Annotated in this window: 11 protein-coding genes; 5 read left to right on the top strand and 6 right to left on the bottom strand. The window is 73.4% G+C overall.

What is annotated here, in order from left to right:
• Positions 1–43: 43 nt before the first annotated feature.
• On the top strand, positions 44–2443 hold the full coding sequence (locus tag ACFZDE_RS38020; RefSeq protein ID WP_391213659.1) for a SpoIIE family protein phosphatase: 2400 nt from the start codon (positions 44–46) through the stop codon (positions 2441–2443).
• Positions 2444–2689: 246 nt separating this feature from the next.
• Here the strand turns inward: ACFZDE_RS38020 and ACFZDE_RS38015 are convergent, their stop codons facing one another.
• Together ACFZDE_RS38015 and ACFZDE_RS38010 are read right to left on the bottom strand one after the other, a co-directional pair.
• A complete protein-coding gene (locus tag ACFZDE_RS38015; RefSeq protein WP_391213648.1) occupies positions 2690–3181 on the bottom strand; it encodes a flavin reductase in 492 nt (163 codons plus the stop codon).
• Between the two features lie 9 nt (positions 3182–3190).
• Positions 3191–4237, bottom strand: a complete 1047-nt coding sequence (locus ACFZDE_RS38010; protein ID WP_391213641.1) for a peptidoglycan-binding protein — start codon at positions 4235–4237, stop codon at positions 3191–3193.
• A 181-nt stretch (positions 4238–4418) separates the two neighbouring features.
• Between ACFZDE_RS38010 and ACFZDE_RS38005 the strand changes: the two genes are divergently transcribed.
• Together ACFZDE_RS38005 and ACFZDE_RS38000 are read left to right on the top strand one after the other, a co-directional pair.
• Positions 4419–5129: a TetR family transcriptional regulator gene (locus ACFZDE_RS38005; RefSeq protein WP_391213634.1), complete on the top strand. Its 711-nt coding sequence runs from the start codon at positions 4419–4421 to the stop codon at positions 5127–5129.
• 151 nt (positions 5130–5280) lie between these two features.
• Positions 5281–5691 (top strand): zinc ribbon domain-containing protein, encoded by a 411-nt coding sequence (locus tag ACFZDE_RS38000; RefSeq protein WP_391213623.1) that lies wholly within the window; start codon positions 5281–5283, stop codon positions 5689–5691.
• Between the two features lie 7 nt (positions 5692–5698).
• Here the strand turns inward: ACFZDE_RS38000 and ACFZDE_RS37995 are convergent, their stop codons facing one another.
• The 3 genes from ACFZDE_RS37995 to ACFZDE_RS37985 form a co-directional block, all read right to left on the bottom strand.
• Positions 5699–7036: a Gfo/Idh/MocA family oxidoreductase gene (locus ACFZDE_RS37995; protein WP_391213616.1), complete on the bottom strand. Its 1338-nt coding sequence runs from the start codon at positions 7034–7036 to the stop codon at positions 5699–5701.
• Positions 7037–7118: 82 nt separating this feature from the next.
• On the bottom strand, positions 7119–7499 hold the full coding sequence (locus tag ACFZDE_RS37990) for a PPOX class F420-dependent oxidoreductase (protein WP_391213609.1): 381 nt from the start codon (positions 7497–7499) through the stop codon (positions 7119–7121).
• Positions 7500–7529: 30 nt separating this feature from the next.
• Positions 7530–8708, bottom strand: coding sequence for an aminotransferase class I/II-fold pyridoxal phosphate-dependent enzyme (locus ACFZDE_RS37985; RefSeq protein ID WP_391213601.1), 1179 nt, complete (start codon positions 8706–8708; stop codon positions 7530–7532).
• A gap of 24 nt (positions 8709–8732) precedes the next feature.
• On the opposite strand from ACFZDE_RS37985, the gene ACFZDE_RS37980 reads away from it, so the two are divergent.
• Both ACFZDE_RS37980 and ACFZDE_RS37975 read left to right on the top strand, forming a co-directional pair.
• Positions 8733–9740 (top strand): hypothetical protein, encoded by a 1008-nt coding sequence (locus ACFZDE_RS37980; protein ID WP_391213590.1) that lies wholly within the window; start codon positions 8733–8735, stop codon positions 9738–9740.
• A 122-nt stretch (positions 9741–9862) separates the two neighbouring features.
• Positions 9863–11209 (top strand): trypsin-like serine protease, encoded by a 1347-nt coding sequence (locus tag ACFZDE_RS37975; protein ID WP_391213585.1) that lies wholly within the window; start codon positions 9863–9865, stop codon positions 11207–11209.
• Between the two features lie 251 nt (positions 11210–11460).
• On the opposite strand, the gene ACFZDE_RS37970 is transcribed toward ACFZDE_RS37975, so the two are convergent.
• Entirely contained in the window at positions 11461–11646 is a 186-nt protein-coding gene (locus tag ACFZDE_RS37970; RefSeq protein ID WP_031105578.1) for a hypothetical protein, read from the bottom strand.
• Positions 11647–11789 lie beyond the last annotated feature (143 nt).

The raw sequence follows: 11789 nt of genomic DNA, 5'->3' as shown, positions 1-11789 counted from the left end.
CAAGGCGCTCTTCGAACCGGTCCGTTTGTGCAATGCTCGACGCGTGACGAGCGAGCCCGTGACGCCGGCGCAGCCCGGTGCCGCACCGGACCTGGTCGAACTGGCCAAGATCGTCGCCCGGCAGCGCGCCGAGTTGGACCGGCTGCGCGACCAGGCGGCCACCTCGGCTGTCGTGGAACGGGCCAAGGGCGCGGTGATGGCGCTGAGCGGATGTACCGCCGACGCGGCGGGCGAGCGGCTGGTCCGGCAGGCCAGAGCCGCACGTCGGACCCTGCTGGAGGAGTGCTGGATCACCCTGGGCGGTCTCGCGCCCACGCCGCCCGGCCCCGGCGGGGCGAGTGAGGCTCCCGGCGTCGACGCGCCCGGTGCCGAGGCGCAGACCTCTGAAGGATCGGCCGCGCCGGACGACGTCACGGCCGCCCTGGCCCGCCTGGGGCAGGCCCTCGTTCGGGTGATGACTCCCCTCGATCTCGCCCGGTGTCTGCTGGAGCATCTCGGCCCCGCCCTGTCGGCGGACGCGGTCCTGATCTACGCCCGCAGGCCCGACGGCGGCCTCGAACTGATCGGGCACGCTGGTGTCGACGACCGGCTGGCGGCCCAGTGGTCCCAGGTGCCGCCGCTGAGCGGAATGGCGGCGCTGGACGCGCTGCGGGCGGGCGAACCGCGCTGGCTGGAGGACTTCGCAGCGGACGAACTGCGGTACCTGCTCATCGGCGATCCTCCGCAGCGGTGGCTCTCGCGTGCCTGGCTGCCGGTCCTGACCGCGGGCTCGGCCGACATCTGCGTCGGCGTGCTGCGCGGCCGTGCCGGTGCGTTCACCCCGCGCGACCGCGCCCACCTGCGGGGCGCCATCGGGCTGTGCGCCGGGCGGCTGCGTTCCTTCGACGCCCCGCCGCCCGAGCGGGACTCCGACGCCACCACGGACGCGGTGCAGGCGCTGTTCGAGGCACTGCCGATAGCGGCGATGCTGCTGACGCCGCTGCGCGCCGCGACCGGTGAGACCGAGGACTTCCGGGTGGAGGCGGCGACCGCGCAGGTGAGCGACCTGCTGGGCCGCACCGGTGAGGAACCGGCCGGACGGCGGCTGCTGGAGCTGCACCCCGCCCTGGCCCTCGAACCGCTGTGGCAGGGCTGTCTGCGGGTGCTGGCCACCGGCAAGGCCTACGAGGGCGAACCGTTCGCGCACGAGGAGGTCGTGGCGGGCGTCGCCGAACTGTCCCTCTACACGGCACGGGTGGCTCCGCTGGGCGACGCCCTCGTCGTCTCGTGGATCCGGCACGGCTCCTCCGACCGGCAGGAGCAGCGGCTGGCCGACCTGCAGCGGCTGGGCAGTCTGGGCTGGGCCAACTGGAACCTGGCCACACAGGAGGCCTCCTGGTCGACCCAGGTGTTCTCCCTGCTCGGCCGGGACCCGGCGCACGGCCCGGTGCGCCTGCCCGAGGTCCCGGAGCTCGCACTCCCCGAGGACGCTCCCGCGCTGACCCGCGCCATCGGTGAACTCGTCCACGACGGGCGACGGTTCGACATGCCGTTCCGCATCCGGACGAGCGCCGGGACACGGCATCTGCGGCTGGTGGCCGAGGCGGTGGCCGACCGGCACGGCACGCCCGTCGAGGTGCACGGCTTCGTGCAGGACATGACCGCCCGGCGGCGCGCGGAGCTGGCCCTGGTCGAGAGCGAGCGGGCGATCCTGACACAGCACGACGTGCTCCAGGCCGAGCGGACCCTGGCCTCCCGGCTCCAGCACGCGCTGCTGCCGCTGGCCAACCGGCCGGTGCACCTGGCCGGGCTGCGCGTCGAGGTCGCCTATCTGCCGGCCCAGTCGGGTGTGAACGTCGGCGGCGACTGGTTCAGTGCCATCGAACTGCCCGACGGTGACGCGCTGCTGGTGGTCGGCGATGTCGCCGGGCACGGGGTCGACGCGGTGGCCACGATGGCCCAGCTCCGGTTCACCGCCAAGGGCATGGTCATCACGGGCTCGTCGCTGACCGGGGCGCTCGCCCGGCTGAACACGCTGTTGCTGCACTCGCGCGACTCCCATGCGACCGCCACGATGGTGCTGGCCCGCTACGACCCCCGCCGCCGGCGCCTGGTCTGGGCCCAGGCCGGTCATCCCCCGCCGTTGCTGCTGCGCGACGGTGAGGTGCGGTATCTGCCCCGCCCCCGGGGGATGCTGCTCGGGGCGTCCGGCACGCCGGTCTACCAGGAGGCGGAGTGCCGTCTGGACCCCGGCGACCGGCTCATCCTGTACACCGACGGACTGGTGGAGCACCCCCCGGACAGCATCGACCGGGGTCTGGAGCAGCTCGGTGAGGCGGTGACCGCCCCGCACGGCGACGGGCCGGGGTCGCTGGGGCCGTTGCTCGCGCGGATGCTGCCGGACGTGCGGCGGGACGACGTGTGCGTGGTCGACGTCCGGGTCCCCGGGGTTCAGGAACGGTAGGGGGCGGTCGCTCACGAGTCGCCGCGGTGACGCCAGTACCACCACAGGCCCACGAGCGAGGCCAGCAGGAACAGGGTGGGCAGCACCAGGCCGGGGATGCGGGAGCCGTTCATGGGCGTGGCCTTCGGTTCGTGGCGGTTCGGGCGCCTCGTACGTCGCCCACGCCCAGGGTGACGCCGGCCGGGCCCGCCGTGAAGCCCGCTTTTCCCAGCCGTTGCCCGGCGTTCGACGCGGGAGGGCCGGGTGTCAGTCGACCGGGTGGCCCGGGTGGATGGCGGTGGTGTCGGACCTGCGCAGCAACGGCCCGCCGTGCGCCGCCCGGTGGCCGCCCCACTCGACCGGGTCGAGGACGAAACCGATGTGGTCGCCGCCGCCCACGCGCGTGACGATCCGGCCGACGAACCAGGCCGGCACGTCGTCCAGGACGAGGGCCCCGCCGTACGCCTCCCGTGGCCGGATGTCCCTGAACTTGTCGGTCCGGTCACCGGTCCGCCCGCCGAACAGCTCGGCCAGGGCGTGCTGTTCGCGGCCGAGCAGGTGCACGGCGAGGACGTCCGCTCTCCGGGCCACCCGGAAGGTGTGGTTGAGCTCGGACAGCCACACCACGAACCGCACGGGCCGCAGCGAGCACTGCGAGGCGAATCCGACCAGACAGCCCGCCCGTTCACCGCCCGCGGCGGCCGTGACCACGTACATCTCGGGGTTCAGCCGGTCCACGAACTCGTCCATGCCGGCCATGGTCACACATCAGCTCGTGCGGGACTCCAGGGCGGCGCGGGTGTCGTTGCCGTAGACACCGGTCTCGTCGCCGCGGATGCCGTACCAGAGCTGGAAGCGGGCGACGGCGGCCGTGAGGGTGGGGTCGTAGCTGCCGCTGGTGGAGCCGTCCCGGTAGACGTCCGGGATGTCCAGCAGCCGTTGCTGGAGCTCGGTCACCTCGGGTCCGGTGGCCCCTTCGCGCAGCGTGCCGGCCCCGTCGGGGTCCTCGGGTGCGGTGGGGGCAGGGGTGGAGGGGGTGGCCCGGGGCGGGGCGGGCGCGGGTGCGGCACGGTCACCTTGGTGCTCGCCGCGCAGCAGGAGCGCCCCACCGAAGCCGACCACCGCGGCGGCCAGCACGGCCACGGCGACGGCCGCGCGCCGCAGCCCGGCACCCGCAGGGGCGGCCCGGACGGCCCGGCGACCGCTCTCACGGCCGACGGAAGGCAACTCCTCCGTCGCAGCCTCCGACCGGGCCACCGCCCCTGCCGGCGCGACGGATTCGTATCCGTCGGGGAGGCGGGCGGCCCCATGGCCACCGCGGTCGTGACCGGCCGCCTGCCCTCCCGAGTCGCGACCCGCCTCGTCGCCGCGGGGGCCGCGACCGGAGCCGAAGCCGCCGAGCCCACGACCGGCCGACCGCCGACCGGGCTCACGCCCGGACCTGTAGCCCCCGGCGTCGAGGGGCTCGCGGACGGCCCCGTACCCGCCGGAGGCACCGCCGGACTCCCGCCGACCCCGGGCACGGACGGACCCGTGGCCGCCCGGCTCGTGGTCGGGCTCCTGACTGCCCGGCTCGTGGTCAGGACTGTGGGCGCCGGGACCGTGGTCGGGTTCCTGACTGCCCGGCTCGTGGTCGGGGCCGTGGGTGGCCAGGTCGGCGGCGGTTTCCTGACGGGCCGCCGCGTCGCGGGACGTCTGTTCCTGGAACTCCCGCATCAGTTCCGCGAGCGCGTCCGTGCGGCGGGGGCGCAGGACGCGGATGGGTTCGAGGGCCTGGCCGTCGTGCGGCGGCCGGGGCTCGGACGGTGTCGACACGCTGCTCTCCTTCGTCCGGGCCCGGGGGCGCCCGTCCTTCGAGGATCGTCCTGCCGCTAGATACGCGGCCGGTGCGCCCGGGGTTCAGAGCCCGGCCGGTCCGGCGGACAGAGCACTCAGTACCTCCCGACGAGTGCACTGAGTGCCACGGGTGAACCCACGGGGTGCTACGTTCGCGCTCATGAGCTCCGAGAAAGCCGAGGCGGGCACCGGGAAACCGCCCATCCGGGACGCCCTGGTCGCGGCGGCCTTCCAGCTGTTCCCGGAGCGGGGGTACGAGCAGACCACCGTCGACGACATCGTGTCGCTCGCCGGTGTCGGACGACGCTCGTTCTTCCGCTACTTCCCGTCCAAGGAGGACGTGGTCTTCCCGGACCACGAGCGCTGCCTCGCCGATATGACCGCCTTCCTGGCGGACGCCTCCGACGACGACGAACCCGTGCGGCGGGTCTGCGACGCGGCCCGGCTCGTGCTGCGCATGTACGCCGAGAACCCGGCGTTCTCGGTGCAGCGCTACCGTCTCACCAAGCGGGTACCGGGGCTGCGGGCCTATGAACTGTCGGTGGTGTGGCGCTACGAGCGGGCCCTGGCCGAGTACCTGCGAAGGCGCTTCGCCGCCCGCCGGGACGGCACGCTGCAGGCCGATGTGATCGCGGCGGCGGTGGTCGCGGCGCACAACAACGCGCTGCGCTCCTGGCTGCGTTCGGACGGACGGGGCGATGCGAGCGCGACGGTGGGCCACGCACTGGACTACGTGCAGTCGGCGTTCGGCGGGGTGCCGGTGCCGCCCGCAGTGGAGCAGCCGGAGGACGTGGTGGTCGTCGTGTCACGGCGCGGAGCGCCGCTGTGGCGGGTCGTGCAGGAGATCGAGACGACGCTGGGGCGGGACTGAGACCCCTCACATTGAGGGTACGGAGTGCCTTTACGAGTGGCACTGAGTGCCATACGCTGTGCTGCGTGCACGGTGGCACGGCGAGCCGCGCACACGTGTGCGCGGGTGATCGCGTGCCCGGATTCCGGCCGAGTGCAGGGAGTTGACCAGCGTGTACCACTCAGGAAGCGTCACTCAGCAGGCAGCCGGCTCCGCGACGGGTCTGCTGGACCCGAGGGGCCAGAGCTCGGAGGCCATCCTCTTCCAGCGCTGCACGTGGTGCGGCACCGCCATGTACCACCGGCTGCTGTGTCCCGTCTGCCGGGGCAGCGAGCTGCGCACGGAGCGCGCCGAGGGCACGGGCACGGTGCGCCACTCCACCGTCGTGCACCGCAACACCCCCGCGGCGCGCAACGTGTCGCAGATAGAGATGTCCGAGGGCTTCGTGGTGCGCGGCCGGGTGATGGGCCCGCCGATGGGCATCCACAGCGGGGACCGGGTACGGCTGTCCACGGCCAAGGACCCGGTACGGGGCGAGCCGGTCTTCCAGCTGGTGGACGAGCCGTACCGGGCCTGGAGCTGACCCGCCCTCAGCCGGCGATCAGCTCCTCGGTGCGCACGGGCCGCCCGGTCTCGAAGCTCCGGTTCGCCGCCAGCCCCACCACGAGGGCGAGCGCCCCGTCGCGTTCGGTGGCCGTGGCTCGGGTCGCGGCGCCGGTGTCCGCCGGGGCGGTGGGGTCGACGGGCCCGAACAGCACGTCGAGCATGCGGGGATCGCCGCCGCCGTGGGCCTCGTGGGCGACCGCGAGCGGTACGTCCACCGGGGGCCGCCACAGCGGGCGCAGGGTGAGACGGGCGCCGCCCGCGTGCTCGGCCGCCGTGTCGCCGTGCACCGCGCCCACCGCCGAGGCGATCCGGCTGAGCGGCGGCTGCCAGCGGCTCTCCTCCACCTCCAGTTCGAGCCGTCCCCCGCTGCCGTTGAACATCACCCGGTAGCCCTCCCAGGGGGAGTACGCGGTCAGGTGGTACGTCATCGTCGCGCCGCGCGCGTAGCGCACCAGGACGGACATGTCGTCCTCGATCGTCACCGGCCCGTCGAAGACGTTGCGGTCGCGCAGGTAGCCGTCGTCGCGTTCGGCGTCCAGGTAGAGGGCGCGCAGGGTGTCGTCGGCCGCGAGGTCCAGGGCGAAGGGGTCGTCGGCGGCCCGCTCGGCGCCGTGGGCGCGGTCGTACTCCCGGCGCAGCCCGTGCCGCTGTCCCGCCTCACGGCCGTAGAACCCGAGCCGCCCGTAGCCGAAGGCCTCCCGGGGCTCGTCGGCGAGCCACCAGTTCACCAGGTCGAAGTGGTGGGAGGACTTGTGCACCATCAGGCCGCCGCTGTGCCGCTTCTCGCGGTGCCAGCGGCGGAAGTAGTCGGCGCCGTGCCGTACGTCGAGCAGCCACTCGAAGTGGACCGACAGCACCTCGCCGATCGCGCCGTCGGCGAGCAGGGCGCGGACCTTCTCGTGCACGGGGTTGAAGCGGTAGTTGAAGGCGACGGTCAGGGAGTTGCCGGTCTCGCGGACGGTGTCGAGGATCCGGGCACAGCGCCCGGCGTCGACCGTCATGGGCTTCTCGGTGACGACCCGGCAGCCCGCCTTCAGGGCCGGGACGATGTAGCGGTCGTGCTCGGCGTCGACGGTGGTGACGACGACCTCGTCGATGCCCTCCGCGGCGAGCAGGTCGGTGAAGCGGTCGGGCTCCCACGGGGCGGCGGGCGGTGCGCCGGATTCCGCCAGCAGCCGGTTGTGGAAGGCCATCCGGGTCGGGTTCGGGTCGCACAGCGCGGCCACGACATGGCCGGGGCGTACGGCGAGGCCGCGGGTGAACAGCTGGGCCCGGTGGCCGGTGCCGACGACGGCTGCGCGCAGGACGGGAGTTCGGCTCATGGCAGATGCCCTTTCCCGTGACCGGGGCCCCCACTCCCCCACGACCGAAAGCGCTTGCCAACACCCCCCGTCGCTCCCGCTCTCAGAAGGTGATGCGGATGCCCACCGTGCCGTCCGCACCCCGGCGCAGCCGGCTGCCGAGCAGGGTCAGCCGGCCCATCAGGCCGTACTTGCGGCCGATCAGCTGCCGGTAGCGGGCGGTGGTGGCCGGGTCGCAGATCTCCGCCGTCGCGGGCACCTGGTCGCCGGTGGGGTTGCCACGCAGGTCACAGGGGCCGACCAGCACGTCGGCGCGGTTGCGGATCCGCTTCACCTTCCAGGAGTCGGCCGCTGTCCACACGCCGAGGGCGTCCCCGTCGCGTACCACCCACACCGGGGTGGCGACCGGTGTGCCGTTCTTGCGGTGGCTGGTGACCAGCAGGTACTTGCCCGCGCCGAGCTCGTCCAGCGTCGTGTCGTCCATGGCGGGAAGTGTACGAGCGGGCCGCGCGGTTCAGCGCAGCGCGGCCGCCATCCTCCGTACGCCCTCCGTGAGCACCTCCCGCGAGGTCCCCAGGTTGAGGCGGACGTGGCCGGTGCCGCCGGTGCCGAACGGCAGGCCGGAGCTGAGGGCGACCCGGCCGCGTTCCAAGAAGACCTCGGCCGGGTCGTCACCGAGGTCGAGGGCGCGGCAGTCGAGCCAGGCCAGGTAGGTGGCGTCGCCCGACCGGTAGCGGATCGCGGGCAGGTGTTCGGCCAGCAGGTCCGCGAGCAGCCGCCGGTTGCCGTCCAGGCCGGTCAGCAGGGCGTCGAGCCAGGTGACGCCGTCGCGCAGGGCGGCGGTGTGGGCGATGACGGCGACATGGCTGGGGCCGTGCCCGACCTCCTCGGGCATCCGCTCCAGGTCGGCGGCGGACTCCGGCCCGGCGACCGCGAGGGCGGCCTTGAGCCCGGGCAGGTTCCAGCCCTTGGAGGCCGACATCAGCGACAGGCCGCGCTCGGCGCCCGGCACGCTCAGATACGGCACAAAAGCGGCGTCCCCGAGCACCAGCGGGGCGTGGATCTCGTCGGCGACGACGCGCACGCCGTACCGCTCGGCGAGCCCGGCGACGGCGGACAGCTCCTCGGCGGTGTGCACGGTCCCGGTCGGGTTGTGGGGGCTGCACAGCAGGTGGGCGGCGCGCCGCCCGCCCGCCACGGCCTGCCGGAAGGCCTCCTCCAGGACGTCGAGGTCGAGGCGCCCGTCCGCCCCGAGTGGGGCCTCGGCGACCCGCCGGTCCATGTGATCGAGGAACATGTAGAACGGCGGGTAGACGGGCGGGTTCACGACCACCGTGTCGCCGGGGCCCGTGACCAGCTTGATCATCTCGACGACGCCCAGCATCACGTCGGGCACGATCGCGGTGCGCTCCACGGCGAGCCCGTCCCAGTTCCAGCGCTTCCCGGCGAAGGCGGCCAGGGCCTGCGCGTAGGCGGTTCCGGCCGGGTAGCCGGTGTCGCCGAGGTGGAGTGCGTCGGTGACGGCCCGCACGACGGGCTCGGCGAGCGGCACGTCCATCTCGGCCACCCACAGCGGCAGCACGTCCTGCGGGTAGGTGCGCCACTTCATGCTGGTGCGCTGCCGGAGCCGGTCGAGGGTGAGGGCTTGCAGGGGATTCGGTTCACCGGACGTCTCGTGCGGGATCCTGGTCATGTGCACACGATAGGGGGCTGCGCGGTGAGCGGGAATCTTGTGGACGGGCATGTGGTCGGGGACGGGGAGCGGGGCGGGGCGGCGGGCGGGTGCCGGGAGATCGCCTGCGACGAGTCGGGGTCGGACGGCGAGAACCTCACCGGCGGCAACACGGACGTGTTCGCGCACGCCGGTGTCTCGCTGTCCGTGGCGTCGGCCGCGGCGACCGTACGGGAGATCCGCGACCGGATCCGGTCGCCCGCCGAGGAGTACAAGGCGAACCACCTGCTGCGGGAGAAGCACCGGGCAGTGCTGGAATGGCTGCTCGCGCCGCGCGGGCCGATCCACGGGCAGGCCCGGGTGCACCTCATGGAGAAGACGTACTTCGTGGTGGACCGGACCCTCGGCCTGCTCCTGGACGACGCGGCGGAGGCGGCCGCCCTGTTCCGCGCGGGGCCGACGGCGTTCGGGGAGGACGGCTGGCGGGCGTTCCTGGAGGCGGCCAACCAGCTGCTGCGGGTCCGCCACGACGGGAACCCCGTGGACGCCTTCTACGCCACGGTCGACGCCCTGCGCAGGACGCACCCGCCGACGGACGCGGCCCGGATCCTGGAACGGCTCGCCGGGACCCGGTCCCGCGCGGAGTCCTACCGCAGCGGGCTCCTGGCCGGGCCGCCGCTGATCCCGTTGCTCAATCCGCTGCTTCCGGCGATCGTGCGGACGGCGGCGCTCTGGAGCAGCGACGGCCGGCCGGTCCACCTCGTGCACGACCGGCAGAACATGCTCACGCCGGACCGCATCGCGTGGATCGAGGGGGCGGCCCGGCGGGCCGGGGCCGGCCTGGTGGGGGTGCGGCTCGTCGTCGCGCGGGACGACGAGCGGGTGCAGGTGGCGGACTTCCTCGCCGGGATCGCCCGCAAGATCGCCTCCGACGAGCTGAACGGCCGCGGTGACCCGGCGCTCACCGCCCTGCTGCGGCCCTACGTCGATCCCGGCTCGGTGTGGGGCGACGCGCGCAGCGGGGCCCTGCTCGCGGCCCCGGTCGCCGGGTGAGGGCGAAGAGATCACCGGTGCGCTGAACGCGGCCCGGCTCCGCTCCGTATGGATGAAGGGCACTCAACTCAAGGAGGGCCCTGCGGTGTTCGCATCGTGATGTTCGGGTTCGGGAGCCATGCATGAGGCACGCACGACGACGGGTCGTCCGGCGAGTGACACGGCTGGCGGCCGTCGGCGGACTCCTCCTCGGAGGAGCGATGGTCACCACAGCCGTGGCGAGCGAGCCTCAAGCCCCGTCCATCGGCGTCCCGTTCACCGCGCCCCCGGCGACCGGTGAGGGCACCGACCTCGTGTCCCGGCTGGGCGACTCCCGCACCGCCGGGAGCTGGGTCGACAAGGCCGGGCGGCCGGTCGTCGCGGTCACCGACGACAAGGCGGCGGCCGAGGTGAAGCGGGCCGGCGCGCGGGCCAGGATGGTCGAGCACAGCATGAGCGACCTCAAGTCCGCTGCCGCCACGCTGCGTTCGGCGCGCCGGGTCTCCGGTACCTCGTGGGCCCTGGACTACAGGAACAACCAGGTGGTGGTGCGGGGCGACAGCACCGTCACCTCCTCCGACTGGTCCCGGATGACGAAGGTCGCCGAGGACATCGGGGCATTCGTGCGCATGGAGCGCATGGAGGGCACGTTCACGACGCGGGTCAACGGCGCGCAGCCCATCCTGTCGACCGCCGGGCGCTGTTCGGCGGGGTTCAACGTGACCGACGGCAAGAGCGACTTCATCCTCACGGCCGGGCACTGCGGCCCGGACGGTTCCGTCTGGTTCGCCGACGACCGCGGCCGGCAACAGGTCGGCACATCGCTCAGGGGGAGTTTCCCCGGCGACGACTACTCGCTGGTGAAGTACGACGGCGGCCGGGCCGGCAAGGGCGCGGACGTCGTCGCGGTCGGTGACGGCAAGGGCGTGCGGATCACGGGCGTCGCCGACGCGGAGGTCGGGCAGAAGATCTTCCGCAGCGGCAGCACCAGCGGGCTGCGCGAGGGCGAGGTGACCGCGCTCAACGCCACGGTCAACTACCCCGAGGGCACGGTCACCGGCCTCATCGAGACGAACGTGTGCGCCGAACCGGGCGACAGCGGAGGCCCGATGTTCGCCGACGGTGTCGCGCTCGGCGTGACATCGGGCGGCAGCGGGGACTGCACGGCGGGCGGTACGACGTTCTTCCAGCCGGTGACGAAGGCGCTGACCGAGCTGGGGGTCAAGCTGATCGTGGCGAAGTCCTCCGGTGGCACGGGTGCCGCTCCCGCGCCGTCGGCGTCGCAGGGCGCGGCGTCGCCGGGTGCGTCGGCGCCGATCACGGGCACGGACGTGTCGACGCTGCTGAGCCGTCTCACCGACCCGCGCAACGTCGGCCCCGGGATGCTCGTCATCGGGGGCAGCCTCGTGGCGCTGGTGGCGACCCGGTGGATCCGCGCGGAGCAGGACCGCAAGGCGTACCGGCAGTACTACTCGGCCACTTGGGGATGACCGGCGCCGACGCGGGGCGTTCGCGTCAGCCCCGGTGAGAAGCACGGTCGCGATGCCGGTCCCTCAGCAGTCCCACCGCCCGGCGGCAGCTGATCCGCTCGCGCCAGCAGGGCGAGGCCCGGCACCACCGGCAGGGCCGGGTGGAGGGAGGCCAGGGCAGCAGGCCGCCGAGTCGGCCGAGGAAAGCGCGAGAAGGGCACCCATGGGATCAGGGATCAGGGGTGCCCTTCGATGACGGGCCGGGACGAAGGTCAGGCCGCGGGCGCCGATTGCGGGGCCGCGGCGGCCCACTCCAGCACGAGCCGCTGGTATACCTCACGCTGCTCGACGCTCAGTGTCCCGCCCGACCGGCGCCACAGCGCGCGGATCTCCTCGTTGACCTCGTCAGCCGATCGCTCGGATGATGATTCAACAGTGGTGGACATGCTGTGAAGCATACGTCGCCGCAGGTGAAGGCGATGTGAGTAATGACGGCCTAAGCGGTCATTTCGGACAGTGTTACTGATCACGTCCATCTCCCGGTAAACGTGAGGCTGTTCACATCAGCCACCTGTGAGTACCTTTCGCCACCCGGAAGTTC

Source organism: Streptomyces sp. NPDC007929 (genome assembly GCF_042959065.1).
Taxonomy (GTDB): Bacteria; Actinomycetota; Actinomycetes; order Streptomycetales; family Streptomycetaceae; genus Streptomyces.
The sequence above is the reverse complement of the archived record's forward strand: the minus strand, read 5'-3'. Positions and strand labels throughout refer to the sequence as shown.

Coding starts and splice junctions, on each gene's coding strand:
- ACFZDE_RS38015 (WP_391213648.1), bottom strand. CDS start 3,181: ATGGCCGGCATGGACGAGTTCGTGGACCGGCTGAACCCCGAGATGTAC.
- ACFZDE_RS38005 (WP_391213634.1), top strand. CDS start 4,419: ATGAGCTCCGAGAAAGCCGAGGCGGGCACCGGGAAACCGCCCATCCGG.
- ACFZDE_RS37995 (WP_391213616.1), bottom strand. CDS start 7,036: ATGAGCCGAACTCCCGTCCTGCGCGCAGCCGTCGTCGGCACCGGCCAC.
- ACFZDE_RS37990 (WP_391213609.1), bottom strand. CDS start 7,499: ATGGACGACACGACGCTGGACGAGCTCGGCGCGGGCAAGTACCTGCTG.
- ACFZDE_RS37985 (WP_391213601.1), bottom strand. CDS start 8,708: ATGACCAGGATCCCGCACGAGACGTCCGGTGAACCGAATCCCCTGCAA.
- ACFZDE_RS37975 (WP_391213585.1), top strand. CDS start 9,863: ATGAGGCACGCACGACGACGGGTCGTCCGGCGAGTGACACGGCTGGCG.
- ACFZDE_RS37970 (WP_031105578.1), bottom strand. CDS start 11,646: ATGCTTCACAGCATGTCCACCACTGTTGAATCATCATCCGAGCGATCG.